The 25,208-nt window shown below is 52.8% G+C and carries 24 protein-coding genes, 1 other RNA gene and 1 other annotated feature; of the genes, 10 read left to right on the forward strand and 15 right to left on the reverse strand.

Features of this window, described 5'->3' with window-relative positions; all coding sequences use genetic code 11:
- Window positions 1–166: 166 nt before the first annotated feature.
- The 8 genes from hemH to ABRZ28_RS01715 all read right to left on the reverse strand — a co-directional run bounded on the left by hemH (window position 167) and on the right by ABRZ28_RS01715 (window position 8,555).
- A complete protein-coding gene (gene hemH, locus ABRZ28_RS01680; RefSeq protein ID WP_319603523.1) occupies window positions 167–1,129 on the reverse strand; it encodes a ferrochelatase in 963 nt (320 codons plus the stop codon).
- A gap of 279 nt (window positions 1,130–1,408) precedes the next feature.
- Window positions 1,409–2,053 (reverse strand): adenylate kinase, encoded by a 645-nt coding sequence (gene adk / locus ABRZ28_RS01685; RefSeq protein WP_319603524.1) that lies wholly within the window; start codon window positions 2,051–2,053, stop codon window positions 1,409–1,411.
- 252 nt (window positions 2,054–2,305) lie between these two features.
- Window positions 2,306–4,189, reverse strand: a complete 1,884-nt coding sequence (gene htpG, locus ABRZ28_RS01690) for a molecular chaperone HtpG (protein WP_319603697.1) — start codon at window positions 4,187–4,189, stop codon at window positions 2,306–2,308.
- A 178-nt stretch (window positions 4,190–4,367) separates the two neighbouring features.
- Window positions 4,368–4,973 (reverse strand): recombination mediator RecR, encoded by a 606-nt coding sequence (gene recR, locus ABRZ28_RS01695; RefSeq protein ID WP_319603525.1) that lies wholly within the window; start codon window positions 4,971–4,973, stop codon window positions 4,368–4,370.
- Window positions 4,973–5,302: a YbaB/EbfC family nucleoid-associated protein gene (locus ABRZ28_RS01700; protein ID WP_319603526.1), complete on the reverse strand. Its 330-nt coding sequence runs from the start codon at window positions 5,300–5,302 to the stop codon at window positions 4,973–4,975. The genes recR and ABRZ28_RS01700 overlap by 1 nt, the downstream gene beginning before the upstream one ends.
- A 39-nt stretch (window positions 5,303–5,341) precedes the next feature.
- The gene (gene dnaX / locus ABRZ28_RS01705; RefSeq protein ID WP_319603527.1) at window positions 5,342–7,372 is read right to left on the reverse strand and encodes a DNA polymerase III subunit gamma/tau; all 2,031 of its coding nucleotides are present in this window, start codon (window positions 7,370–7,372) and stop codon (window positions 5,342–5,344) included.
- Window positions 5,948–6,012, reverse strand: a sequence feature (DnaX frameshifting element). (Overlaps the previous gene by 65 nt.)
- A 74-nt stretch (window positions 7,373–7,446) precedes the next feature.
- On the reverse strand, window positions 7,447–7,998 hold the full coding sequence (gene apt / locus ABRZ28_RS01710) for an adenine phosphoribosyltransferase (protein WP_319603698.1): 552 nt from the start codon (window positions 7,996–7,998) through the stop codon (window positions 7,447–7,449).
- 188 nt (window positions 7,999–8,186) lie between these two features.
- Window positions 8,187–8,555, reverse strand: a complete 369-nt coding sequence (locus tag ABRZ28_RS01715) for a DUF454 family protein (protein WP_319603699.1) — start codon at window positions 8,553–8,555, stop codon at window positions 8,187–8,189.
- A 310-nt stretch (window positions 8,556–8,865) separates the two neighbouring features.
- On the opposite strand from ABRZ28_RS01715, the gene priC reads away from it, so the two are divergent.
- Both priC and rsmS read left to right on the forward strand, forming a co-directional pair.
- A complete protein-coding gene (gene priC / locus ABRZ28_RS01720; RefSeq protein ID WP_330519344.1) occupies window positions 8,866–9,402 on the forward strand; it encodes a primosomal replication protein PriC in 537 nt (178 codons plus the stop codon).
- 67 nt (window positions 9,403–9,469) lie between these two features.
- Window positions 9,470–9,646, forward strand: a complete 177-nt coding sequence (gene rsmS / locus ABRZ28_RS01725) for a pleiotropic regulatory protein RsmS (RefSeq protein WP_319603529.1) — start codon at window positions 9,470–9,472, stop codon at window positions 9,644–9,646.
- 26 nt (window positions 9,647–9,672) lie between these two features.
- On the opposite strand, the gene acrR is transcribed toward rsmS, so the two are convergent.
- Window positions 9,673–10,305, reverse strand: coding sequence for a multidrug efflux transporter transcriptional repressor AcrR (gene acrR, locus ABRZ28_RS01730; RefSeq protein ID WP_319603530.1), 633 nt, complete (start codon window positions 10,303–10,305; stop codon window positions 9,673–9,675).
- A gap of 142 nt (window positions 10,306–10,447) precedes the next feature.
- Between acrR and ABRZ28_RS01735 the strand changes: the two genes are divergently transcribed.
- The 6 genes from ABRZ28_RS01735 to ABRZ28_RS01760 all read left to right on the forward strand — a co-directional run bounded on the left by ABRZ28_RS01735 (window position 10,448) and on the right by ABRZ28_RS01760 (window position 16,736).
- Entirely contained in the window at window positions 10,448–11,641 is a 1,194-nt protein-coding gene (locus ABRZ28_RS01735) for an efflux RND transporter periplasmic adaptor subunit (protein WP_330519345.1), read from the forward strand.
- Window positions 11,642–11,657: 16 nt separating this feature from the next.
- Window positions 11,658–14,807 (forward strand): efflux RND transporter permease subunit, encoded by a 3,150-nt coding sequence (locus tag ABRZ28_RS01740; protein WP_330519346.1) that lies wholly within the window; start codon window positions 11,658–11,660, stop codon window positions 14,805–14,807.
- Between the two features lie 199 nt (window positions 14,808–15,006).
- Window positions 15,007–15,255 carry a type B 50S ribosomal protein L31 gene (locus tag ABRZ28_RS01745; RefSeq protein ID WP_319603533.1) on the forward strand — a complete coding sequence of 83 codons (249 nt, stop codon included), beginning with the start codon at window positions 15,007–15,009 and terminating at the stop codon, window positions 15,253–15,255.
- A gap of 132 nt (window positions 15,256–15,387) precedes the next feature.
- On the forward strand, window positions 15,388–15,531 hold the full coding sequence (ykgO, locus tag ABRZ28_RS01750; RefSeq protein WP_136165254.1) for a type B 50S ribosomal protein L36: 144 nt from the start codon (window positions 15,388–15,390) through the stop codon (window positions 15,529–15,531).
- Between the two features lie 576 nt (window positions 15,532–16,107).
- On the forward strand, window positions 16,108–16,476 hold the full coding sequence (gene tomB / locus ABRZ28_RS01755) for an Hha toxicity modulator TomB (RefSeq protein WP_239781879.1): 369 nt from the start codon (window positions 16,108–16,110) through the stop codon (window positions 16,474–16,476).
- Between the two features lie 56 nt (window positions 16,477–16,532).
- Window positions 16,533–16,736 carry an HHA domain-containing protein gene (locus tag ABRZ28_RS01760; RefSeq protein ID WP_009114000.1) on the forward strand — a complete coding sequence of 68 codons (204 nt, stop codon included), beginning with the start codon at window positions 16,533–16,535 and terminating at the stop codon, window positions 16,734–16,736.
- Window positions 16,737–17,206: 470 nt separating this feature from the next.
- Here the strand turns inward: ABRZ28_RS01760 and ffs are convergent.
- An RNA gene (gene ffs, locus ABRZ28_RS01765) (signal recognition particle sRNA small type) lies at window positions 17,207–17,303 on the reverse strand.
- A 163-nt stretch (window positions 17,304–17,466) separates the two neighbouring features.
- Between ffs and ABRZ28_RS01770 the strand changes: the two genes are divergently transcribed.
- Entirely contained in the window at window positions 17,467–17,787 is a 321-nt protein-coding gene (locus tag ABRZ28_RS01770; RefSeq protein ID WP_319603534.1) for an MGMT family protein, read from the forward strand.
- 29 nt (window positions 17,788–17,816) lie between these two features.
- Here the strand turns inward: ABRZ28_RS01770 and ABRZ28_RS01775 are convergent, their stop codons facing one another.
- Window positions 17,817–18,368, reverse strand: a complete 552-nt coding sequence (locus tag ABRZ28_RS01775; protein ID WP_319603535.1) for a YbaY family lipoprotein — start codon at window positions 18,366–18,368, stop codon at window positions 17,817–17,819.
- Between the two features lie 250 nt (window positions 18,369–18,618).
- Between ABRZ28_RS01775 and tesB the strand changes: the two genes are divergently transcribed.
- Window positions 18,619–19,482 (forward strand): acyl-CoA thioesterase II, encoded by an 864-nt coding sequence (gene tesB, locus ABRZ28_RS01780; protein WP_330519347.1) that lies wholly within the window; start codon window positions 18,619–18,621, stop codon window positions 19,480–19,482.
- Between the two features lie 166 nt (window positions 19,483–19,648).
- Here tesB and amtB read toward each other — a convergent pair whose 3' ends face one another.
- From amtB to ABRZ28_RS01800, 4 genes are all read right to left on the reverse strand, one after another.
- On the reverse strand, window positions 19,649–20,935 hold the full coding sequence (amtB, locus tag ABRZ28_RS01785; RefSeq protein WP_330519348.1) for an ammonium transporter AmtB: 1,287 nt from the start codon (window positions 20,933–20,935) through the stop codon (window positions 19,649–19,651).
- A gap of 36 nt (window positions 20,936–20,971) precedes the next feature.
- On the reverse strand, window positions 20,972–21,310 hold the full coding sequence (gene glnK, locus ABRZ28_RS01790) for a P-II family nitrogen regulator (RefSeq protein WP_002208627.1): 339 nt from the start codon (window positions 21,308–21,310) through the stop codon (window positions 20,972–20,974).
- Between the two features lie 340 nt (window positions 21,311–21,650).
- Window positions 21,651–23,432 (reverse strand): SmdB family multidrug efflux ABC transporter permease/ATP-binding protein, encoded by a 1,782-nt coding sequence (locus ABRZ28_RS01795; RefSeq protein WP_319603538.1) that lies wholly within the window; start codon window positions 23,430–23,432, stop codon window positions 21,651–21,653.
- Complete coding sequence (locus ABRZ28_RS01800) at window positions 23,432–25,198, reverse strand: SmdA family multidrug ABC transporter permease/ATP-binding protein (RefSeq protein ID WP_330519359.1); 1,767 nt, start codon at window positions 25,196–25,198, stop codon at window positions 23,432–23,434. Before ABRZ28_RS01800 ends, ABRZ28_RS01795 begins: the two co-directional genes overlap by 1 nt.
- Window positions 25,199–25,208 lie beyond the last annotated feature (10 nt).

Below are 25,208 nucleotides of genomic sequence, written 5' to 3' on the forward strand. Positions count from 1 at the left end.
ACCTCGTCGCCGTATTTTCGCTTGATAAAAATGCCGCTGGCGGCCCCCTTGAGAGGCCTGGGCGGGAGAGACGGGAAGCCTGTGCAATAAGAAATGAAGAAAAGCGGAAATCGCTATCCGAAATAATATCCTGCCATCAAACGCTAATATTCCTCTCTTTGACCGCTTATTTTACTTTCTCAACCAATTGTCTCAGCAGATCAATATGCAAGGGATCGTCATTTAATGCCGGAATATAGGTATAAGTTTCCCCCCCCGCATGCCGGAAGATCGCCTGATTCTGCTCCTGAATTTCCTCCAGCGTTTCCAGACAATCCGCGGCAAAACCGGGACACATAATCTGAATATGCTTCACGCCCTGCCCCGGCAAACCTTTCAGCGTTTCATCCGTATAGGGCGTCAGCCACGGCTCGCGGCCAAAACGCGACTGGAAGGTCACCAGCACCTTTTCTTTCGGTAATCCCAGGGCCGTAATCAGCGCTCTGCTCGTCGCCATACAGCGCTGCGGATAATCATCGCCTTCGCTGGCATACCGTACCGGAATGCCGTGAAAAGAGAGCACCAACCGATCTGGCTCGCCATGCTCGGCGAATGACTGCTCCACCCGGACTTTCAACGCAGCGATATAGGCCGGATGTTCGGCATAATCGCGAATAAAACGAATGGCGGGCAGTTGACGATAACGGCGCAACGCTCTGGCCAGCCCATCCCAGACGGAAGCCGTGGTGGAACAGGAATATTGGGGATACATCGGCAACACCGCCAGCTGCGTGACGCCCTGCGCCAACAGCTTGTCCAGCGCCGAACCCAGGCTGGGAGATCCATAGCTCATCCCCAGCTCCACCGGAATACCGGGCATACGGCTTGCCAGCGCCTGTTGCTGACGGCGACTGATAACCAGCAACGGCGAACCGCCATCCATCCAGATGGATTGATATAGTTTTGCCACACGCGGCGCGCGCAGAGGCAGAATCACGCCACGCAACAGCGGCCACCACAGCAAGCGAGAGGTATCCACCACGCGCCGATCGCTGAGAAACTCGGCCAGATAGCGTTTCACCGCTCGCGGGGTGGGTGCATCGGGCGTACCAAGATTCACCATCAACACACCATACTTCTCTTGCGTCATCACTGCTTTCCTCTTGTGGACAAGCCGGTTATCCCGCGCCTATCTGTACCATTAGGTTTTCTATTGTAGCGAAAAACGCCCGGCAACGATTGAAAGATAACGACGTTGAAATCGATATTATTAATAGGAGAAAGCGAACATTCTGACGAACAGAGCGGAAAAATGGCGGAGATTGAAGTTTAAATGCAAGATAATAAATTGATTTATATAAATAAAATATCAGCGAGTATTGCCGTAAAATATCCCGACAATACTCGCTGACACACGCGACTGGGGAAATTAACCCAGAATCGTTTCCAACTCGGCACGAATTTCCGCAACCTTGCGCGTTCCATCGACTTTAACGTAGCGAGTACTTCCGGCGTCCGCCTCTTTCTGGTAGTAGGAGACCAGCGGCGCGGTCTGCTGATGGTATTCCACCAGACGTTTACGCACCGTTTCTTCCTGATCGTCCTTACGGGTAACCAAATCTTCACCGGTCACATCGTCTTTGTCCGCGACCTGCGGCGGATTGAATTTCACATGATAGACGCGGCCGGAAGCCGGATGCACGCGACGGCCGACGATACGATCGACGATCAGCTCATCAGGCACCGCAAACTCGATAACATAATCCACATTGATGCCGGCTTCTTTCATGGCGTCAGCCTGGGGAATCGTGCGCGGAAAACCATCCAGCAGGAAACCGTTGCGGCAGTCTTCCTGGGTGATACGCTCTTTTACCAGAGCGATAACCAGTTCATCGGTGACCAGTTTACCGGCATCCATGATTTCTTTAGCCTGTTTTCCCAATTCAGTACCGGCTTTTACCGCCGCACGCAGCATGTCGCCGGTGGAAATCTGCGGAATACCGTATTTTTCCATGATGAATTGAGCTTGAGTCCCCTTGCCTGCGCCCGGAGCGCCCAGCAGAATAATACGCATTGCGTAAATCCCCTTGCTATAGAGTATTTATAAAATAAATTTGAAAGCGCTAAACCATACCATTCCGGGCCGCTATCCTCAAGGAACGGGCTCGTTTCAGCCTGGCGGCGGCAAAAGAAAAAGTGCTTCACGGGCATCGGGCAGCGGCGATAAGCGCCTGGCGACAGACGAATAATCAAGCATCAAGGTCACGGGGATGAAGGAAAAAACAGGGGAAAATCAACCCCGGCATCAACCGGGGTTGAATATGCATCAGGCGCTCAGCAACTGATTCATACGACGGATAAACTGGTTTGGATCGTCCAGCGTGCCGCGTTCAGCCAGTAAAGCCTGATCCAGCAGCAGTTCAACCCACTCGGCAAACTGGGCATCGTCGCTGACGTCGGACGCGCGTTTAACCAGCGCATGTTCCGGATTCAGTTCGAAAATATACTTCACTTCCGGCGCCTGCTGCCCGGCGGCGGCGAATAGCTTCGCCATCTGGGTGCTCATTTCATTGGCGTCGGTCGTCACGATCGCCGGCGTATCGGTCAAACGGTGCGTCAGACGAACTTCCTTCACGCGATCGCCCAGCAGCGTTTTCACGCGTTCAACAAAAGGCTCCAGCGCTTTCTCGGCTTCTTTCTGCGCGTCATTTTCTTCATCGACCAGTTTATCCAGCGCTTCATCCGCCTTGCTGACGGACTGGAATTGCTTGCCGTCAAACTCCGTCAGGTAGCTCATCATCCATTCGTCAATGCGATCGGAGAGCAACAGCACCTCGATACCTTTTTTACGGAACAGCTCCAGATGCGGACTGCTCTTCGCCGCAGCATAGCTGTCCGCGGTGATGTAATAGATTTTCTCCTGCCCTTCCACCATCCGGCCGACATACTCTTCCAGCGATACGGTCTGCGCGGCGCTGTCATTATGCGTGCTGGCGAAACGCAGCAGTTTGGCGATTGCTTCACGGTTGGCGGTATCCTCGGCCGGGCCTTCTTTCAGCACCAGACCAAACTGTTGCCAGAATGTCTGATATTTTTCCGGCTCGTCTTTCGCCAGTTTCTCCAGCATCTGCAATACGCGTTTGGTCAGCGCGTTACGCAGGTTCTGAGTCACGCGGCTGTCTTGCAGAATTTCACGGGAAACATTCAGCGGCAGATCGTTGGAATCAATCAGGCCGCGCACGAAACGCAGGTAGTTCGGCATAAACTGTTCGGCGTCGTCCATGATGAATACGCGCTGAACATACAGCTTCAGGCCGTGCTTATGATCGCGGTTCCACATATCCCACGGCGCCTGGGCGGGAATGTACAGCAGGCTGGTATATTCCTGTTTCCCTTCTACGCGGTTGTGGCTCCAGGCCAACGGGTCGGTAAAGTCGTGTGCGATGTGTTTATAGAACTCGGTGTATTCTTCATCACTGATGTCGGATTTGCTGCGCGTCCACAGCGCCTGGGCTTTGTTGATTTTTTCCCAGGTTACCGTGGCTTCGCCGCCCTCTTCTTCACTTTCATGATGGGTTTCGATTTCTACCGGCAGCGCGATATGGTCGGAATATTTGCTGATGATGGAACGTACCCGCCATTCGTCAAGGAACTCATCTTCGCCTTCACGCAAGTGCAGGGTGATTTCAGTACCGCGATCTTCTTTGGTGATGTCCGCAATGGTGTAATCGCCTTCGCCGGCGGACTCCCAGAACACGCCCTGATCGGCGGCGGCGCCCGCGGCGCGGGTGCGCACGGTCACTTTATCGGCGACGATAAACGCCGAGTAGAAACCGACGCCGAACTGGCCAATCAGTTGGCTGTCTTTTACCTGATCGGAGCCCAGTGATTCCAGAAACGACTTGGTGCCGGATTTGGCGATGGTGCCGAGGTTATCGATCACCTCATCGCGGCTCATCCCGATGCCATTGTCGGAGATCGTCAGCGTGCGTTTTTCCTTATCGGTGGAAACGCGCACGCGCAGCTCGCCGTCGCCCTCGTATAATTCAGGCGAGGAGAGCGCGCGAAAACGTAATTTGTCCGCCGCATCGGAGGCATTGGAGATCAGTTCACGCAGAAAGATTTCTTTATTGGAATAGAGTGAATGGATCATCAAGTGCAGCAGTTGCTTTACTTCAGACTGGAATCCGCGGGTTTCTTGGCCTTTCATACTCATTGTTGCTTACCTCAATCCTAATATTATTCAGGCTGATTAAACTGACGATGAGCAAGAGATGGGGATAGATAAAGATGATTTCAAGGGGCAATAAAAGACGGAACGGAGAAAAATCACCAGAAAATGAAGCAATAAAAAGGCTGTCGGTCAGCAGGCCCAACAGCCGGAAGCATTAAAACTTGAACGGCTGTCGCCCCGCCAGCGAATGAGACAAGGTGGTGCCGTCCACCATTTCCAGCTCGCCGCCGACGGGTACGCCGTGCGCGATACGACTGGCCATCACGCCGTACTGCCCGCACAGTTCAGCGATATAGTTGGCGGTGGCTTCGCCTTCCACCGTCGGATTGGTGGCCAGAATGACTTCGCTGATGGTTTCGCTTTGCAGGCGTTCTTCCAGCCGCCCCAAACCGATATCATCCGGACCGATGCCGTCCAGCGGCGACAGGTGTCCCATCAGCACAAAATAACGCCCGGAGAACTGCCCGGTCTGCTCTATCGCATGAATGTCCGCCGGGCTTTCCACCACGCAGATTTGCCCCGTTTGCCGACGACGGGGATTCGCGCAGATGGAGCAAATATCCTGCTCGGTAAACGTGCGACAGTCGGCGCAGTGACCAATTTCGGACATCGCCCGGGTCAACGCCTGCGCCAGACGCATTCCTCCGCTGCGATCGCGCTGCAACAGGTGAAAAACCATACGCTGGGCTGATTTCGGCCCGACGCCCGGTAAACAGCGCAGGGCCTCCATCAATGACTCAAGAAGCGGACTGGTTTGCATCAGAACGGCATCTTAAAGCCTGGCGGCAACTGCATGCCGCTGGAAACCGACGCCATTTTTTCTTTCTGCGTTTCAGCAATACGACGCGCGGCGTCGTTGAATGCGGCGGCAATCAGATCTTCCAGCATGTCTTTGTCGTCTTCCATCAGGCTGGGATCGATTTCCACCCGGCGGCAGTTATGAGAACCGTTAATGGTGACTTTGACCAGGCCCGCGCCCGATTCACCTGTAACTTCCAGATTTGCAATCTCTTCCTGCATCTGCTGCATTTTTTCCTGCATCTGCTGGGCTTGCTTCATCAGATTGCCAATTCCACCTTTACCAAACATAATTTTCTCTCTATCGCTTCGGCTGCGCACTCGCAGCGGTTAAACAGGGCGGATACTTTCTTCGTCCAGTTCCGCATCAAAGAAACGCCGCAGCGTTTGAATCGTATTATCCGTCATAATCGACTGGCGCGCCTGCGCCAGCTTTTCTTCATAAATCGCCTGCCGCCACTCCAGCGGCGTCAGCACCGCCGGGTTGTCATCTTCCGTCACCAGCAGTTCAATAGGCCGTCCGTAGTGCGTCGCCAGGGCTTCCGCCAGTGTTTTCTGCGCCGCCGGCGAATTAAGGTGACGCTGAGCAGAACGCAAATGCAGATGTATTTTACCGGCTTCCGGACACTCCCTGAATGCGTTTAACGCCAGCTGTTGTACCAGTTTTGGTAACGTCAGGCGATTAATTTCCGCCGCCCACTCATCGCGTTCCAGCGACTCTTCCGCTAAGCGAGCCGCCAGCTCAGGCGTTTTTTCATGCTCCAGCGCGGAACGCAGCGCCTTTGGCGTAGTGACGTCGGCTTTAACCTCCTCCACTTTATTCTGCGCCCGCCAGCGATAGGCTTCCGGTTTTTTTGTCGTAGCCGCCGCGCTGTCTTTCGCGCTTTTCCGCTGAGCGCCGCGCTCAGCCACCGAGGCTAACCGTTCAAGCGCCGAGTTTGCCGGCCGCGTTTTATTGAACGCCGCCGGTTCAGCTTTTTTTGGCGGGGTTGCTCCCTGTTTTCGCAACAGCTGACTACGCGCCTGTAAAAGCTGCGAGGTGGTATCGGAAAGCCCGCTATCGGGCGGCGATTCCGTAAACTGCGGTGTATGTTGCTCAAAAGCGGCCGCGCCATCGAATGCGCCCCCTTGCTCGTCCGGGTAAGACGGCGCGCCCGCATGTTCTTCGCGCATGGCCTGCGGCGGCGCGGTTGTTAATGGCGGAGCCGATTTTGATGAAGAGATGGCGGCCGGCGCGGATTGCGGCAAGATGGGCGCCGGCGCGGCGATAACCTGTTTAGGATGGAAAGCCAGCGCGCGCAGCAGCGTCATCTCAACGCCCATACGACGATCCGGCGCGTAAGAGAGCTCTTTACGGCCGATCAGCAATGTCTGGTAATAAAGTTGCACATCCGCAGGCGGCAATACCCGGGCCAGATCCCGCAAACGGGCTTCCACCGCCGCATAATCATTACTCAGCGCGGTCGGCAGCAGTTGAACCATCGCAATACGATGCAACAGCGTCAGGGTTTCAACCAGCAGAGATTCCCAGTCAACGCCGCGCGCCGCCGCCTGGTCGAGCAAGGACATAACTTTCGCGCCGTCGGCTTTCACCAGCGCTTCAATAATCGCCAGCGGTTGTTCATCATCCAGGGTTCCCAGCATCTGGCTGACCGAGTCGGTCGTCACCTGGCCTTGCCCCATGGCGATCGCCTGATCGGTGAGGCTCAGCGCATCGCGCAGGCTGCCGTCGGCGGCCCGGGCCAGCAGTTGCAGCGCTCTCGGCTCGCTCGCCAGATTTTCGGCCTGCAACACCTTCTCCAGGTGCGCCCGGATTTGCTCGACATCCAGCGCCTTAAGATGGAATTGCAGGCAGCGCGACAGAATCGTCACCGGCAGCTTTTGCGGATCGGTGGTCGCCAGCAGAAATTTCACATGCGGCGGCGGCTCTTCCAGCGTTTTCAGCAACGCATTAAAGCTGTGGCGCGACAACATGTGAACTTCATCGATCAGATACACCTTGAAACGCCCGCGCGCCGGGGCATACTGCACGTTATCCAGCAGGTCGCGGGTATCCTCGACCTTGGTGCGCGAAGCCGCATCGATTTCGATCAAATCGACAAAGCGGCCCTGCTCGATTTCACGACAATTATCGCACTGCCCGCAGGGCGTCGCCGTCACGCCTTGTTCGCAGTTAAGCCCTTTCGCCAGCAAACGGGCGATGGTGGTTTTCCCGACGCCGCGCGTGCCGGAAAACAAATAGGCGTGATGGATTCTGCCTAGAGAAAGGCCATTGGCTAATGCGGTCAGGACATGCTCCTGACCGACGACATCAGCAAAGGTTTGGGGACGCCACTTACGGGCAAGAACCTGATAGCTCATCAATACCGCAATAGTCGAGTTATTGAGGAGGCCATGCTAACACAGCCGCGCGGGTGTCCGCGAGACTGTTATGATTAATGACCGGGGAAGTCAACCAGACTATAGCAATTCACGCCGATGGCTTTCAGACGCTCGGCGCCGCCCAGATCGAACAGATTAATCACAAATGCGGCGTCGGTCGTCGTTCCGCCTAAACGACGAATCAGTTTTACCGTGGCTTCGACCGTTCCGCCGGTTGCCAGCAAGTCGTCAATCACCAGAACGTTATCATTCGGGCCGATCGCATCCGAGTGAATTTCCAGGCAATCAGTGCCATATTCCAGCTCATAGCTTTCGCTGATGGTCGGCGGCGGCAATTTGCCCGGTTTGCGTACCGGCACGAATCCAACGCCCAACGCCAGAGCGACCGGCGCGCCGAACAAAAAGCCGCGTGCTTCGGTACCCACCACTTTGTTAATGCCGCTATCGCGATAACGGTTTGCCAGCATCTCAATACTGGTCGCGTAGGCTGTCGGATCAACCAGCAGGCTTGTAACATCGCGGAACAGTATGCCCGGTTTCGGATAATCGGGAATGCTTTTGATACTGTTTTTAATCAATTCTGACTGCTGCGCAGTTGAGGTCATCATATCTGTGCCTGATAAAACGTTCTGATATAGTACAAATGCTGGCCGCGGCCAGCCTATTACGCCCGGCATTCCCCAGATGGAATGCCGGCTTCTGCAACAGGAAAGCGGCGGTCCGCGCACGAAAACGCTCAAATCTAGTCAAACTGGCTAATAATTGCAACCGCTCCCTATGATTCAGCGCGTGTTTATCGCTCCGGATCGACGACCGGCAAACGAAGCATAAAGGTCAGTAAAATCGCCATAATGACCAATAATAAAACCCTTACCCAGATCATCTTAATCAGCCAGAGCGAGATGGCAAACGTCAGTAAAATCACGACAACGGCTTTCCATTTCGCCCCGGGCGGCAAAGCCCGGTGTCGCTGCCAGTGGCGCAGGTATCCGCCGAACCAGGAGCGGTAGAGCAGCCAATGGTGGAAACGCGGCGATGAACGGGCAAAGCACCAGGCCGCCAACAACAAAAAAGGCGTGGTCGGCAATAAAGGCAATACAACGCCCAAGGTTGCCAGAACGACGGCCGTCCACCCCATGACAATCAGCAATGCCCGATACATATTCACCTTTAGTCAATCCACCCTTGATTGGGCAAATAAAGCGCACCCCGGCTCGAATACTCTATCATCAACACTGAGTGCTTGTTAATGGCGGACATCATTAGCCTATGGCAAGCTATTTTCCTCGTTGCATTCTCCGGCTGGTTTAAACATCGAGAGAGTCCGACAAGAAGCGTTATCAGCGTCCCCGCACCGACCTGTGCGCGCTGAAGCGAACGGCATCACGCGATAAAACGCGAATCATGTTTTAATATGCGCAACCTTGGCCCCGAAAGATAAATCGGCGCACTCATCGGTAATAAGGAACAGTGTGAATACTCACAAACTGCTGCTCGCGCTTGAACAACAAATCGATTCTCTGGCAAAAGAGATCGAACCGCTGGCGGATAAACCCGTTGCGCAGTCGCGCTTCGATCGGCAGCTATTCAGCAGCTACGGCACGCGGCTAAAAGACTATTTCAATGAAGTGACCCTGAATCTGCAATCCATCCGCCAGCTAGTCTCCGAGCAACGCACCGACCGGGTTGCGTTCATGGCGGAAAAACTGGTGCGGCAAATCACGGCGCTGCAACGTGAACTGGCGACCCAATCTTTACGACGCCAGGAACCGGCGTCGGCAAGCGCGCCGCAGGATCTTTATCACAAGCTGGCGGAACATCAGGATTATGAGAGACGTCTGCTATCCATGATCCATGACCGAGAAAGTCTGCTGAACGATCAGACAAAGTTCAGCGAACAACAACGGCTGCAAAAAGAGCTGGCGGCGCTTGAAGGACGGTTGGCGCGCTGTCGTCAGGCGCTGACGCGGCTGGAGCGCGCGATTGAGCGCAGAGAACAAGGCTTTTAAGTTGTGGCGACGTTCCCAGGTTCTCTGCTATACACTAAATAATTCGAGTTGCGGAAGGTGGAAAGCCATGTCACTAGAAAATGCCGCGCCAGAAATCAAACTGGCGGTCGACCTTATTATGCTACTGGAAGAGAACGACATCGAACCGCACGTGGTGCTGGCCGCGTTGGAAATCGTTCGTCAGGACTTCCTGAAAAAAGCGCAGAAAGAAAACGAGGCCGATGCGAGCGCCAACGCCAAATAGCGCCAACGTGCAGAATCAGCATGCTGTTAGTGACGTAACGATTCGCTATAGCGCAGCATATCGATAAAGCCGTCAACCAGTTCGGGCGCATCGCGATCAAGATCGAAGCTTTCCGGCATGAACAGCCAGTTCTCCATCAGACCGGAAAAATAAGCGCGCAGCGCGACGGCGGCTCGCCGAGGTTGAATATTCCCCGGCAGCAACCCCATGCGGATACAGCGCATTAAATGGCTTTCAATATCCGAGTAACAGCCGAGATAAAGCTCCCTGCGGGCGTTGAAAGAAGGTAACATCTCACCGACAAACTCGCACTTATGAAATATAATCTCCATCATCGATCGCCACTGATGGTCATTCACCGTTAAACGAAGCATATAAATCAACAGCTCACGCATCACATGCAGTGGATTATCAGGAAATTTTGTTTGATACTCTAATTCAAACTGATTGAGTTTTGATTCGGCCTGACCCCATATTTCATCAAACAGTTCGGCTTTATTTTTAAAATGCCAGTAAATAGCACCCCGGGTTACCCCAGAGGCGGCGGCGATGTCAGCCAGCGATGTTGCGGACACGCCATGCTCTGAGAACACTCTCAAGGCAGAGTCCAGTATCTGTTGTCGGGTTTCCTGAGCCTGCTGTTTGGTTTTTCGTGCCATATCGTTGTATTTGAAACAAAGGATGATTTACATACATTCGAGTATGTATGTAACATAGCATCAACATAAGATTATCGCAGCAATGGGTTTTAAAGCGCGTGATCCATTGGTCAATTTAAAATCGGACACTTGAGGTTTATCTATGAACAAAAACAGAGGGCTAACGCCTCTGGCGGCAGTTCTGATGCTTTCTGGCGGCTTAATTCTCGCGGGATGTGATAATAGTGATAAACAACAGGCTGGAGCGCAACAAGCAGCACCTGAAGTCGGTATTGTAACATTGAAAACTCAGCCATTTAATGTAACGACTGATTTGCCTGGCCGCACCAACGCCTATCGTATCGCGGAAGTCCGCCCTCAGGTCGGCGGTATTATTCTCAAACGTAATTTTATCGAGGGGAGCGATGTCCAGGCCGGCTCATCGCTGTATCAAATCGATCCCGCGCCTTATCAGGCCGATTACAATAGCGCCAAAGGTTCATTGGCCCAGGCTCAGGCAAGCGCTGAAATCGCCCGCCTGACGGTTAACCGCTATAAACCGCTGCTGGGAACCAATTACATCAGCAAGCAGGATTACGATCAGGCCGTCGCCACGTCGCGTCAGGCCAATGCCAGCGTACAGGCTGCCCAGGCCGCGGTGGATAATGCGCAAATCAATCTCGCCTATACTAAAGTCAACGCGCCGATATCCGGCCGGGTGGGGAAATCCACGGTGACGGAAGGCGCGCTGGTTTCCACAGGCCAGACCACCGCCTTAACCACCGTGCAACAACTTGATCCGATTTATGTCGATGTAACCCAATCAAGCAATGACTTCCTGCGTCTGAAAAAAGAATTGGAAGACGGTACGCTGAAACAAAGCGAAGGCAAAGCCAACGTGCGCCTGCTGCTGGAAAATGGTTCTGAATATGCGCATCCCGGCACGCTGGAGTTTTCCGACGTTACCGTTGACGAAACGACAGGCTCGATTACTTTGCGGGCAATTTTCCCTAACCCGCAGCACGATCTTTTACCCGGCATGTTTGTCCGCGCTCGCCTGGACTCCGGCGTGAAAGACGACGCATTGCTGGCTCCACAGATGGGCATTACCCGTAATGCGCGCGGCGAGGCAACCGCCATGATCATCGGTAAAGATGATAAGGTTGAGACTCGCAACGTGACCACCTCTAAAGCGGTGGGTAATAAATGGCTCGTCACCGACGGTTTAAAAGCGGGCGATCGTATCATTGTGACCGGATTGCAAAAGATCCAAGACGGCCTTCAGGTAACAGGAAAAGAAGTCGCTCAAGATAACGAACAGCCGCAGCCGTCCCAGGCTGAACCCGCGAAGTCTTAACAGGAGCCGGTAATTAATGGCTAATTTTTTTATAGATCGACCCATTTTTGCATGGGTAATCGCCATCGTGGTGATGTTGGCCGGTGCGCTGGCGATTGTGAATTTGCCCGTCGCCCAATACCCGACAATCGCGCCTCCGGCGATTGAAATTACAGCAAACTATCCAGGGGCGGACGCCTCAACGCTGCAAGACTCGGTAACCCAGGTTATCGAACAGAATATGAACGGCATCGATAACCTGATGTATATGGCTTCCAGCAGCGACTCATCAGGTACGGTTCAGATTACGCTGACCTTTGAAGCGGGAACCGACCCTGATATCGCACAGGTCCAGGTGCAGAACAAACTCCAGTTGGCAATGCCGTTGTTGCCGCAGGAAGTTCAGCAACAGGGCGTCAACGTTCAGAAGTCCAGCAGCAGCTTTCTGCTGATCGCCGCCTTCATCAACGAGGACGGCACAATGACCCAGCAGGATATTGCCGACTATGCGGCCGCCAACGTGCTGGATCCCATCAGTCGTACCAACGGCGTCGGCGACGCTCAACTGTTCGGCGCCCAGTACGCCATGCGTATCTGGCTGGATCCGAACAAACTGAACAACTATCAACTGACGACCGGCGATGTCACTTCAGCCATTACCGTGCAAAACAACCAGATTGCCGCCGGCCAGTTAGGCGGTTCGCCGCCGGTCGCCGGCCAGCAGTTGAATGCCTCGATCATCGCGCAAACGCGGCTGAAATCGCCGGAAGAGTTCTCCAATATCTTACTGAAGGTTAACGCCGACGGCTCGCAGGTACGCCTGAAAGACGTGGCGCGCGTTGAGCTTGGCGGTGAAAGCTACGACCTGATTGCGCGCTACAACGGCCAGCCTGCCGCCGGTATCGGGATTAAACTGGCGACCGGCGCCAACGCGCTGAATACCGCATCGGCGGTAAAGGAAGAGTTCTCTCGTTTGCAGGAGTTCTTCCCAAGCGGACTGAACGTGGTTTACCCCTATGACACTACGCCTTTCGTTAAAATCTCCATTAACGAAGTGGTGAAAACGCTGGTGGAAGCCATCGTGCTGGTGTTCCTGGTGATGTATCTGTTCCTGCAAAACTTCCGCGCCACCCTGATTCCAACCATCGCGGTGCCTGTCGTACTGTTGGGGACGTTCGCCATCCTGTCGGCATTCGGCTATTCCATCAACACGCTAACCATGTTTGCGATGGTCCTGGCGATCGGCCTGCTGGTGGATGACGCCATTGTGGTGGTGGAAAACGTCGAGCGTGTGATGGTGGAGGAAGGCCTGCCGCCCAAGGAGGCCACCAGAAAATCGATGGGGCAGATACAGGGCGCGCTGGTCGGTATCGCGCTGGTTCTGTCGGCGGTATTTGTGCCGATGGCGTTCACCGGCGGTTCAACCGGCGCCATCTACCGCCAGTTCTCCATTACCATTGTTTCCGCGATGGCGCTGTCGGTGCTGGTGGCGTTGATTCTAACGCCGGCGCTGTGCGCCACGCTGTTAAAACCGGTCGCCAAAGGCGATCACGGCGCCAAAACGGGCTTCTTCGGCTGGTTTAACAACCTGTTCGAGAAAAGTACTAATCACTATACCGACAGCATCGGCAATATTCTGCGCAGCACCGGCCGCTATCTGTTGCTCTATCTGCTGATTGTTATCGGTCTGGCCTTGCTGTTTATGCGCCTGCCCAGCTCCTTCCTGCCGGAAGAAGATCAGGGCGTGCTGCTTAACATCGTGCAATTGCCGGCCGGGGGAACGCAGGAAAACACCCAGAAAGTGCTGGATAAGGTAACTAAGCACTATCTGGAAAATGAGAAAGACACGGTCAAATCGGTGTTTTCCGTCAATGGCTTCGGTTTCGCCGGACGCGGTCAGAACGCCGGTCTGGCGTTTGTCAGTCTGAAAGACTGGGACGAGCGTAGCGGTTCGGAGAATAAGGTTGCCGCTATCGCAGCCCGGGCCAACGCCGCATTCAGCCAGATCAAGGAAAGTATCGTTATTGCCACCAACATCCCGGCGATTGTCGAACTGGGGACGGCGACAGGCTTTGACTTCCAGTTGATCGACCAGGCCAACCTGGGACATGAAAAGCTCACCGAGGCGCGTAACCAACTGTTGGGTATGGCCGCGCAGCGGTCGGATACGCTGGTGCAGGTACGTCCTAACGGCATGGAAGATACGCCACAGTTCCGGCTTAATATCGATCAGGAAAAAGCGCAGGCGCTGGGCGTTGCCCTGTCGGATATCAACGCCACGCTGGCAACGGCATTAGGCGGTACCTATGTGAATGACTTTACCGACCGCGGTCGCGTGAAGAAAGTTTACGTTCAGGGTGATGCGCCGTTCCGCATGCTGCCGGACGATATCAAAAACTGGTATGTGCGCGGCAGCAATGGGCAGATGGTGCCGTTCTCCTCGTTCTCGACAAGCCACTGGGAATTCGGCTCGCCGCGTCTGGAACGCTATAACGGCCAGCCATCCATGCAGATTCAGGGGGCGGCCGCGCCGGGTAAAAGTACCGGTGAAGCCATGGCGCTGATGGAAGAGTTCGTCACCAAGCTGCCGCAGGGCATTGGCTATGAATGGACCGGCATGTCCTATCAGGAACGGCTGTCCGGCAACCAGGCTCCGGCGCTGTACACCATTTCGCTGATTGTGGTGTTCCTGTGTCTGGCCGCCCTGTATGAAAGCTGGTCGATTCCCTTCTCGGTCATGCTGGTCGTGCCGCTGGGGATTCTGGGCGCGGTGGTTGCCGCCTCCATGCGCGGACTGGAAAACGACGTCTACTTCAAGGTGGGCATGCTGACAACCATTGGGCTATCGGCGAAGAACGCCATACTGATCGTCGAATTCGCCAAAGATCTGATGGAAAAAGAAGGGAAAGGCCTGATCGAGGCGACGCTGGATGCGGTGCGCATGCGTTTGCGCCCCATCCTGATGACTTCCCTGGCCTTTATCCTCGGGGTTGTGCCGCTGGTTATCAGTTCTGGCGCAGGTTCCGGCGCGCAGAACGCCGTTGGTACCGGCGTAATGGGCGGGATGATTACCGCAACCGTGCTGGCCATCTTCTTCGTTCCGGTATTCTTTGTGGTGGTCCGCCGCCGCTTTGGTAAGAAAAACGAAGAGGCGGAAAAGCCTAATCAGCATATAGAGCATCACTAATCCTCTATCTGATTTCAAAAGGCCGCGACTGCGGCCTTTTTTATAACGATTGTTATGACCGATACTCCCCTTCCCCTTTGCCCCTACCTCGCGTAATCCATGCCCTGAACCCGTCATATCCCTATAAATTACAGGGTTGATCTCGACAACAAAAAAGCGCAACATTAAGTTATGTTATAACATAACAAATTGAGGAAATATGAAAGCAGGCATTCACCCGGATTATCGGACGGTGGTGTTTCATGATACCAGCGCCGATACATACTATAGAATCGGTTCAACCATCAAAACTGAGCGCACCATTGAATTGGATGGCGTCAGTTACCCCTACGTCACCATTGATGTTTCTTCCGCTTCCCATCCTTACTATACCGGGAAACAAAAAGAGTACGCCAAAGAGGGCAGCACGGCGCGCTTCCAGCAGCGTTTTGGCAATTTTTTCAAATAAACGACGCCTGAATAGCTCAGAAACTGGCATGACGCCGGCACTTCAGGCAAATAACGTCGACCAGGAAACGAGTCAATGAAGAGAGTCATATCGCTGTAACCGGACAGATGATAGGTAAAGAGGAATATTCAAATGCAGGTACTTAGCTCCCTACGCTCAGCCAAAAACCGTCATAAAGACTGCATAGTGGTCCGCCGTCGCGGACGTATCTATGTGATATGCAAAACCAACCCCCGCTTTAAAGCCGTACAGGGCAGAAAAAAGAAAAAGGGTTAATTCTTTTCCGTAACAATTCCCTACAGCTCTGTGATATATGTAACAGAGCTTTTTTATTGTCCAAATAAAAACAGTAAAAACAATAGGATAAAAAACCCTTATTGATACACGTCTTTACACTACCCCGTAACGCTTGCTTTCTTAAGTTATGAAATCATAGCCGGTCCGCAAATTAATTTGATAGACTAATCTCATGGTTATTCCGAAACTATTCCGCTATCTGAAGTTTTGTGATTTAATCCTGATAAATAGCATTGAAAACCTCATCTAATGTCCGCGAATCTTACCGACTCTTTTGCTATAGTTATATACAGAACGACCGATACGTATCAAAATGGCATAATGTAGACGTCTCCTGTTTGCATTAAAATGAAAAGATACGCTGTCGCCATCGGGAGGTGTAAAACCATTGTGGGCTGATTGTGGTTGTCTAAATCCCAGACGTTGAACGCTTGCATGTAGGCATCATGATTGTAGAAGCATGGTTAAGGCTATTCTTTACGAGTTTGTCAGTCTGCCTGTTTACCCGGTGTTAACCTCGGTAACACTGAATAACGGCTTAACGGAGGGATTGATATGGATGAGTACACTCCTAAACATTATGATATTGCCCAACTCAGATTCTTATGTGAGAATCTATGCGACGAAAGCATAGCAACGTTAGGCGATAGCAGTCATGGCTGGGTCAATGACCCGACATCTGCGATCAATCTCCAGTTAAATGAACTTATTGAGCATATCGCTACATTTATTCTCACATTTAAAATAAAATATCCTGACGAAAGCGAACTTTCTCAGCGGGTTGAAAAGTATTTAGATGACACCTATGTCCTGTTTAGCAACTACGGCATCAATGATGCTGAATTGCGAGGATGGAAGAAATCTAAAGAAAGATTATTCGGAATGTTCTCAGAACCGGGTATCTGTACGCCTGCTAAAACTTAAGCAATAATTTATCTTATATTTATTAACCACCAGGTACTGTTAGCATAAAGGCCAACATGAAAAAAATCGATTATTTGATGCGTTTACGTAAATGCACAACCATAGACACGCTGGAACGCGTTATTGAGAAAAACAAGTATGAACTCTCCAACGATGAACTGGAGATGTTCTATTCCGCTGCGGATCATCGTCTGGCAGAACTGACGATGAACAAACTTTATGACAAAGTTCCCACTGCCGTATGGAAATACGTCCGTTAATTCCTCGACGCAACGTATACAAACACTGATATAAATTAATACACTGTGCCGATAGCATTATCGGCCTTTGTTTTTATTGTCTTTTTAACGCTTTAATAAAACCCTGATTGTAACAAATTGTATTTCATATAATGTAAATAATTAGAACACTGAGTTTTATAAAACCGCGATCTGTCGCCCCTCCACAATATCATTGCAAAACCTATTACAATAATTACGGTTATGCCGTATCGCGTTTCACAAACATATTGTACCCGGAAAATGGCTACGTCGCGTTCTCTTGCGGGCGTTACGCACGCAACTAACGCCAGTGGAATTTCAGGAAAATCAAACCATCGAAAGCCAACCGGGAAGCGCGACATTGCAGCATGGATAAAGGGAGCGACGGACGTAAGCCATCGGCGTCACGAAACTGTTTTGAGCGGTTTTCAAACGAGAGAAAGAATATCAATGGGGGAAATTGGTGGAGGCCCCGCCAGCTACATCCCGGCACACGCGTCTCCTGCTGCGGCTGCTTCCTTCCGGACCTGACCGAGTTCACAGGTTAGCATTGCGGGAGAACCGACAGGGCCCCCATTGACAGCTCTAACTAACTACTCATTAATATAGAGCGGTGGGCATTATGGGTGATGGGTAGATCAATTGCAAGCTAACATACGCCAACCGTTGTTTTCTTATCCAGCATGAGATACCACTATACTTCAACCGATTGACATACAAGGTTCCGTTGATGACAGGAGAAATAGACACGTTTCAACAACGTGTTTTTCAGATTGTGGCCGCAATCCCTTATGGAAAAATAGCGACCTATGGAGATGTAGCGCTGATGGCTGGATCCCCCCGGGCCTCTAGGCAAGTTGGCGGCGTACTGAGGCGTTTACCCAAAGGCAGTAAACTCCCCTGGCACCGGGTGATAAACCGAAAAGGTGAAATATCGCTTATCGGTGACGATCGCCAACGCCAGAAATCAGCATTACAGGCTGAGGGAGTCATCTTTAACAAACAGGGGAAAATCGATCTTGCCGTGTTCCGCTGGCAGCATGCGCCATGACACCATGACGCACGCGGCCTCAGGCTACGTTACCAAGCGGGCTGTGACGGTTGCGTGGTCAAGGGCGCGGAAATCGGCGCGCCGGTTGTTTGTCCTTGCGCGGGCAAGGGTACGGAGGTCACCGGCGTCAAAATAAGATCGGCGCTATTCACACCATTGGTGATAACCGGTAAGACATTTTCCGTCACCATCACCACCCTGTTATCTATCGCGATAGCCGCACTAAGCAGAATACGGGCGTGGGGTTGAATATCAGCCGGGTTATACGGCAACACGAATGTAAAAGGCGCCTGTTTTCCCCCGGTACGCGTGACGCGCTGAGTAATCACTTTTGACGGCGCATCGGCCAATGAGGCATCGGATACCGTAACCGTCAACGCCGCATTCGGTGGTAAAGCAATGCGCTGACGAATATTCACGGTCCCGGTGACGGCGGGCTGGGATATTGCAGACGCCTGAGCGGCATTGCCGCTGACCGGCGGCGCGCCGGCTTCTGGGGAAACACCCGGTCCACTCCGGTCCGCGCAGGCTGCCAGAACCATTGATAACGTGATACTGCCTAAGATATGCCATAATTTCATTCGGTCAGTCTCCTTTTATTATTGTCAGACTACCGGCATCAGAAAACCGGCATTCAGATACCCAACTCACTTCAAGGTCCAGTAGGTCATCCCCCCTGCGACTTAAAAACAAGGGGTATAAGTAGTATGAGTCACCCTATAGAATAATGATGGTACAAAATTCTGATATTTTCCTGTTCAATAATTTAAATTACTGAGTTCAACTCGTTAGCCCTTAATTTAAAGAGGCTCAACCAATGAGGCCGACACCATGAGCCAGGCGTTACAAAATCTTCTCGATCTGCTTAACCTGGAAAAAATCGAGGAAGGATTATTCCGAGGGCAAAGTGATGATTTAGGGCTACGTCAGGTATTTGGCGGGCAAGTGGTCGGCCAGGCGATGTCGGCGGCAAAACAAACCGTACCCGCAGATCGTCGTATCCACTCATTTCACAGCTACTTTCTCCTGCCCGGAGATAGCCGAAAACCGATTATTTACGATGTGGAAAACCTGCGCGATGGCAATAGCTTTAGCGCCCGTCGCGTCAACGCCATTCAGAATGGTAAACCGATATTTTATATGATGGCCTCGTTTCAAAGTCACGAAGCAGGGTTTGAACATCAAAATGTCATGCCCGTAGTGACGCCACCTGAAGCGCTTAAGTCCGAGATGGAGATCGCGCAAAGCATCGCGCATTCATTGCCGCCGCAACTCCGTGACAAATTCACTCGCCCCAGGCCCATTGAGTTTCGTCCGGTAAAGTTTCATAACCCGCTAAAAGGAAAAGTGGAAGAACCGGTACGGCATGTCTGGTGTCGCGCCGACGGGCCATTGCCGAATGATGAACGGCTCCATCAGTATCTGCTTGGCTATACCTCCGACTGCAATTTTCTGTTAACGGCATTACAACCGCACGGGGTTGGTTTTCTGGAACCCGGCATGCAAGTCGCTACCATCGATCACTCCATGTGGTTCCATCGGAATTTCCGTCTGGATGATTGGTTGCTGTATGTCGTAGAAAGCACCTCCGCTTCAGGCGCCAGAGGCTTCGTGCGCGGGCAATTTTATACCCGGGAAGGCGTGCTGGTTGCATCCAGCGTGCAGGAAGGGGTGATACGTCGCGCCCCCCATTAAAAACGCCGAGAGCGCGTTTAAGCGCCGTTTGCAATACTCCAAACCAGCGAGCGGACGAAACTCGTCTGGACGATTTTTAACATCGTTGCGACGTTCGGCGTAACAGCTATAAAAAACAGGGCGTGGAGTTATCCGACGCCCTGTTTATCAATTCAGGTTCACACACTTACTGGTTGTAAGCATTCTCGCCATGGCTGTTGACGTCCAGACCTTCGCGTTCCTGTTCTTCCGGTACACGCAGACCAACCACCATATCAGCAATTTTGAAAGCGATGAAAGACACAACGCCGGTCCACACGAAGCAGACAATCACGCTGAACAACTGCACCCAAACCTGGTGAGCCATAGTCACGCCTTCCGCATAACCCACGCCGCCGAGAGAGGCGGAGGTGAATACGCCGGTCAGGATACAACCTACGATACCACAGACGCCATGCACGCCGAACACGTCGCAAGGGTCATCAACACGCAGCCATCTTTTCAGAACGGTTACGCCCCACAGGCCAGCGATGCCGCCGGCGATACCGATGATCAGCGCGCCGCCGACGCCCACCAAACCCGCCGCCGGCGTAATGGCGACCAGACCGGCGATACAGCCCGAACAGGCGCCTAACAGCGAAGGTTTGCCACGCACCATCCACTCGCCGGCAACCCATGCCAGGATAGCGGCCGCAGTAGCGACAACCGTATTCAGGAAAGCCAGACCCGCGATTTCGTTTGCAGCACCGGCAGAGCCGGCGTTAAAGCCAAACCAGCCGATATACAGCACCGCCGTACCAATAAACACCATCGGCAGATTGTGTGGTTTAAGCGCTTCTTTACCGAAACCGGCGCGTTTGCCCAGCAGGTAAGCGCCGACCAGACCGGCAACAGCGGCGTTAATATGCACCACCGTACCACCGGCGAAGTCCAGAGCGCCGTCAGCAGCCAGATAACCGCCGCCCCATACCATGTGAGTCATCGGCAGGTAAGAGAAAGTCAGCCACAGCGCGACGAAAATCAGTACCGCGGAGAAGCGAACACGCTCGGCAATGGCGCCGACAATCAGCCCTACGGTGATACAGGCGAAAGAGGCCTGATAAGCAACGTGAACATACTGATAGAACGTACCGCTGATCGCATCAATGGCAATGCCCTTCAGCAGGAAGTTGGAAAAGCCGCCGAAAAAAGCGTTACCCTCGCTAAAGGCCAGGCTATAGCCATAAACAACCCATAAGATGCAAACCAGCGCGAAAGAAACAAACACCTGCGACAACATGGAAAGTACGTTCTTAGAACGAATCAAACCGCCATAAAACAACGCAATCCCAGGTATAGTCATAAAAAGTACCAAAGCGGTACAAATCATAATAAAAGCATTATCTGCTTTATCGATCGTTGGTGCGGCAGCCATAGCCCAGGACGGGAGCAAAGCAGCCACACCAAGACTCAATGAGGAGACAAGTTTTTTCATTTTCATCCATCCCTATTTACGCATCTAAGTCAGGTGTTAAAGTGCGGCTTCGTCGGTTTCGCCAGTACGAATGCGAATAACCCTTTGTAATTCAGCGACAAAAATCTTTCCGTCACCAATTTTTCCGGTATAGGCCGCTTTACTGATTACATCAATGACTTCATCCAGTTGATCATCAGCTATTGCGATGTCAATTTTTACTTTAGGTAAAAAGTTAACGCTGTACTCTGCGCCGCGATACAGTTCAGCATGCCCTTTCTGGCGTCCGAACCCTTTAACTTCAGTGACAGTTAGTCCCTGAATGCCAACGGAAGATAATGCTTCACGCACATCTTCCAGCTTGAATGGCTTTATAACCACAGTAACCAGTTTCATTCATCATCCCCCTAACCGTTAAGTTCAGACTTGCGCCCGCTGCTATCTCGGATTTCCATCATTTCGAATTATCTTCACGCAATGGATAAAGCAAAGGGTGTGCCATAAATGATTTATCTGAAAGATATCAGCCAGAAGAACGCGGTTAAGGTCTGTTAACGGTAGGGAACATGCTGTCAGGAAAAGAAAAACTTAAAAAAGCGGGCATCAGACGCACCACATTGGTGCGCATCGGGTAAATTTGGTGCATCGAGGCTAAAAACAGAATGAATATGCTTAGTGATGGTGCGTAGCAAACAACCGCCGTCCGCCGGCGATTGTATTTGAGAGTGCAAACCGCTTACGATGCGGAAACAGATTCAGGCGTCCCCGCCGCCGCCAGCTCTTCTCCCGCCAACTGCAATTGATACATCTGATAATAACGTCCCTGCCGGCGCAATAGTTGCCCGTGAGTCCCCTGCTCAACGGCTTGTCCATGATGGAGCACCATAATCGTATCGGCATCAACAATCGTCGACAATCGATGAGCAATAACGATTAACGTCGTCTCAGCCCGAACAATATTCAGCGCCTTTTGCACCGCCTGCTCCGTACCGGAGTCAATGTTCGCCGTCGCTTCATCCAATATCAGAATTTTAGGGGTTTGCACCAATACCCGGGCAATCGCCAACAGCTGTTTCTGCCCGGTTGATAGATTATTCCCCTGCTCGCCAATCGGGGTATGTAAACCATCAGGAAACCCATGCACCAACTCAGATAGCTGAACAATGTCAAGCACGCGCCATACTTCCTCTTCACTGATGTCGCGCCCCAAGGTGACGTTGGTATACATTGATTCGGCCAGCACCACCGGATCCTGCTGCACCATGGCGACATTATGGCGTAATGCCTGATGCGATAACGTAGGCAGCGGACGGCCATCCAACCGGATCTCGCCTTCATCGGGCGCGTAATACCCCATCAGCAAGTTAGCCAACGTACTCTTGCCGCTGCCGGTATGACCGACCAGCGCGACAAATCCCCGCGCCGGAATCGTCAGTGAAATATGTTGCAGAACCCTTTTTCCCGAACCATAAGAGAAGGACACATCATCAATCTCGACGCGTCCGTGGGGAAGCGTTCGCTCGTCGGCGCCATAATCCTGCTTCGCGCCATCCATCAGTTCAAAAATGCGCTCACCGGCGACGACGGCTTGCTGCAACATGGATTGCTGAGTCGTCATCTCAATCAGCGGCTCATTCAAACGCCCAAGATAATTAATAAACGCATACAGCACCCCGACGCCGACCGAACCGACGGAGCCGAAACCAAATTGCATCAGCAACCCGCACAGCACCATGGTCGAAAACAGACTGAGCAATGGACGTAAGAGAAAACCATCAAGACGCAGCGTTTCCATCCGCGCCCGATAATGCGCCCAACTCGCGGCGCTCAATCGCTCACCGAATCGGGCCTGCTGACGGAATTGCTGAATGACCCCCATCCCGTTGATGACTTCATTAAAGCCATCGTTGATGTCGGCCAGATAACCGCGCACCCGACGAACAATCGGCGTGCTGTAGCGCTGATAAATCAACATGACGATCAATACCGCCGGGAAAATCGTCAGCGCGACCAGCGCCATCCGCCAGTCCAGGCTGAACATCGCCACCAGCATGGCGCCGATCAACGCCGCACTGCGTAGTGCGGTCGATACCACCATGACATACAGATCCTTCACCACCTCCGTGTCGTTGGTGACGCGCGAGATCAGTTGCCCTACCGGCTGAGTGTCAAAGGTGCTGAGCGGTTGCCGCAGCGCGGCGTCCATCACATCGATACGTAATTGCTGCACCACGCCGACCGCCACTCGATTAAATAACAACGCCTGAAAATAGTGCAGCGTCGCCGCCAAAATCTGTAACAGAAGATAGGCGCTGGCCAATCCTGCCGCCAATGCCAAAGGAAACTCGCCTTTCGCAACCAGGTTATCAAGAAAGTAACTCACCAGTACGGGCCCGGAAACCTCGGCCGCCGCGGCTATCCATAGCATCAGCATTCCCAGCGTCAGCGGCTTTCTCCACGGTGAGGCGTAGGACAATAACCGTTTTAATGTGGGCCAAAGCTGTTTAGGGTTATTCATTAACGCTCTTCCCCCTCCGCCAACGGCACATCATCCAGCGCGGCTTCTAATTGTTGATAACGATACATATCCCGATACCAGCCGGCTTCAGCGACCAGATCCCGATGGTTGCCTCGTTGAACGGTGCGCCCATGCTGTAGTACCAGAATCTCGTTGGCTTCGGTCAGGGCTGAAAGACGATGAGCGCTGATAATCAGCGTCCGTTGCTCTCCCCACTGTTGAAGATTCTGTAGGATCCGGTGTTCCGTTCGACCGTCAACGGCGGATAATGCGTCATCCAGAATCAAAATTTCCGCATCCAGCAATAGCGCGCGCGCGATGGCGATGCGCTGCTTCTGGCCGCCGGACAACATAACGCCGCGCTCGCCGACTTCGGTATCATAGCCTTGCGGCAGCCGCAAAATGTCATCATGCACGCTGGCAAGGCGAGCCGCTTGTTCAATCTGCCGTTGGGTCGCATCCGGTCGTCCCAGAGAAATGTTGTTCGCGACCGTATCGGAAAAAAGAAAAGGCGTTTGGCCCACGACGGCAAAGCGATGGCGCAACTCATTGAGGCGGATGTCAGACAAAGAAAGATTGTGGTAGCGAATATCCCCCGACTGAATGTCAAAATGGCGCAGGATCAGCGCCAGTAAGGTGCTTTTACCCGATCCCGTGGGACCACATAGTCCCAGCATTTGCCCCGGTTTTAGCGTAAAACCGACCTCTTTTAACGCGCTGCCGGAACTTTCGGGATAATGGAAATCATGAATATTCACGACCAGAGCGCCACGTTCGTCAGGCAGGGATTGCGTACCGTCCATAACGACCGCCTCCTCCGACAACAGCTTGCGAATTCGCCCATATGCCGCGCTTCCGCGCTCAACGATATTGAACATCCATGCCAATGCCAGCATCGGCCATATCATCAGGCCAAGGTACATAACAAAGCTGGTTAACATGCCCAGCGTCAGCGAGCCATGGACCACCATCCAACTGCCCCAGCCGATAGCCAGGAGGTGCGACAATCCGATAGCGATATAAATGGTGGGATTAAAACGCGCATCAACCCGTGCGACATACATGTTTTTGGCGCCGGCGTCTTCTGCAACCTGAGCAAAGCGCTCTGATTGATAGTCTTCCAGACCAAATGATTTAATCATTCGAATGCTGGTCAAACTCTCCTGAGCCTGATCGTTAAGCGAGGAAAACGCCGCCTGAGCCGATTTAAAGCGATGATGCAACTGCGTGCCGTAATGTTTGATGATCAGCGCCATGATGGGCATCGGCAACAATGCCAGCAACGTCAGCTGCCAGCTAATCTGGGTACACATAATAACCAGAACGGCGCAGCCCATGACCATGGAATCCACCAGCGTCAGCACCCCTTCGCCAGCGGCGAAGACCACCCGGTCAACGTCGTTGGTGGCAAGCGCCATCAAATCGCCGGTACGATGACGTAAATAAAAGGCGGGATGCTGGCGGCTGAGTTGACGATAAAAATCCTCACGCAGTTCAACAGCCAGTTGGTAAGACGCCCCAAACAGCAAGACGCGCCATACGCACCTCAGTAGATACACCATCACGGCGGTAAGCAACATCAGGCCGATCCACTGCATCACCCCGGCTGTTGTCATAGTGTGTTGCGTCACGCCGTCCACCACCACCCCGACCAGTTTCGGCGGTAATAATTGCAGGATGGCGATCACCATTAACAACAGCACCGCGCCTACATAGCGTCGCCATTCCCGGCGAAAATACCAGCTTAGTTGAGCAAACAGTCTCACGCAGTTTTGA

The organism is Brenneria sp. g21c3 (genome assembly GCF_040240345.1).
In the GTDB taxonomy this organism is placed as follows: Bacteria; Pseudomonadota; Gammaproteobacteria; order Enterobacterales; family Enterobacteriaceae; genus Brenneria.

Coding starts and splice junctions, on each gene's coding strand:
- hemH (WP_319603523.1), bottom strand. CDS start 1,129: ATGACGCAAGAGAAGTATGGTGTGTTGATGGTGAATCTTGGTACGCCC.
- adk (WP_319603524.1), bottom strand. CDS start 2,053: ATGCGTATTATTCTGCTGGGCGCTCCGGGCGCAGGCAAGGGGACTCAA.
- htpG (WP_319603697.1), bottom strand. CDS start 4,189: ATGAAAGGCCAAGAAACCCGCGGATTCCAGTCTGAAGTAAAGCAACTG.
- recR (WP_319603525.1), bottom strand. CDS start 4,973: ATGCAAACCAGTCCGCTTCTTGAGTCATTGATGGAGGCCCTGCGCTGT.
- ABRZ28_RS01700 (WP_319603526.1), bottom strand. CDS start 5,302: ATGTTTGGTAAAGGTGGAATTGGCAATCTGATGAAGCAAGCCCAGCAG.
- dnaX (WP_319603527.1), bottom strand. CDS start 7,372: ATGAGCTATCAGGTTCTTGCCCGTAAGTGGCGTCCCCAAACCTTTGCT.
- apt (WP_319603698.1), bottom strand. CDS start 7,998: ATGACCTCAACTGCGCAGCAGTCAGAATTGATTAAAAACAGTATCAAA.
- ABRZ28_RS01715 (WP_319603699.1), bottom strand. CDS start 8,555: ATGTATCGGGCATTGCTGATTGTCATGGGGTGGACGGCCGTCGTTCTG.
- rsmS (WP_319603529.1), top strand. CDS start 9,470: ATGTCACTAGAAAATGCCGCGCCAGAAATCAAACTGGCGGTCGACCTT.
- acrR (WP_319603530.1), bottom strand. CDS start 10,305: ATGGCACGAAAAACCAAACAGCAGGCTCAGGAAACCCGACAACAGATA.
- ABRZ28_RS01735 (WP_330519345.1), top strand. CDS start 10,448: ATGAACAAAAACAGAGGGCTAACGCCTCTGGCGGCAGTTCTGATGCTT.
- ABRZ28_RS01740 (WP_330519346.1), top strand. CDS start 11,658: ATGGCTAATTTTTTTATAGATCGACCCATTTTTGCATGGGTAATCGCC.
- ABRZ28_RS01745 (WP_319603533.1), top strand. CDS start 15,007: ATGAAAGCAGGCATTCACCCGGATTATCGGACGGTGGTGTTTCATGAT.
- ykgO (WP_136165254.1), top strand. CDS start 15,388: ATGCAGGTACTTAGCTCCCTACGCTCAGCCAAAAACCGTCATAAAGAC.
- tomB (WP_239781879.1), top strand. CDS start 16,108: ATGGATGAGTACACTCCTAAACATTATGATATTGCCCAACTCAGATTC.
- ABRZ28_RS01760 (WP_009114000.1), top strand. CDS start 16,533: ATGAAAAAAATCGATTATTTGATGCGTTTACGTAAATGCACAACCATA.
- ABRZ28_RS01770 (WP_319603534.1), top strand. CDS start 17,467: ATGACAGGAGAAATAGACACGTTTCAACAACGTGTTTTTCAGATTGTG.
- ABRZ28_RS01775 (WP_319603535.1), bottom strand. CDS start 18,368: ATGAAATTATGGCATATCTTAGGCAGTATCACGTTATCAATGGTTCTG.
- tesB (WP_330519347.1), top strand. CDS start 18,619: ATGAGCCAGGCGTTACAAAATCTTCTCGATCTGCTTAACCTGGAAAAA.
- amtB (WP_330519348.1), bottom strand. CDS start 20,935: ATGAAAAAACTTGTCTCCTCATTGAGTCTTGGTGTGGCTGCTTTGCTC.
- glnK (WP_002208627.1), bottom strand. CDS start 21,310: ATGAAACTGGTTACTGTGGTTATAAAGCCATTCAAGCTGGAAGATGTG.
- ABRZ28_RS01795 (WP_319603538.1), bottom strand. CDS start 23,432: ATGAATAACCCTAAACAGCTTTGGCCCACATTAAAACGGTTATTGTCC.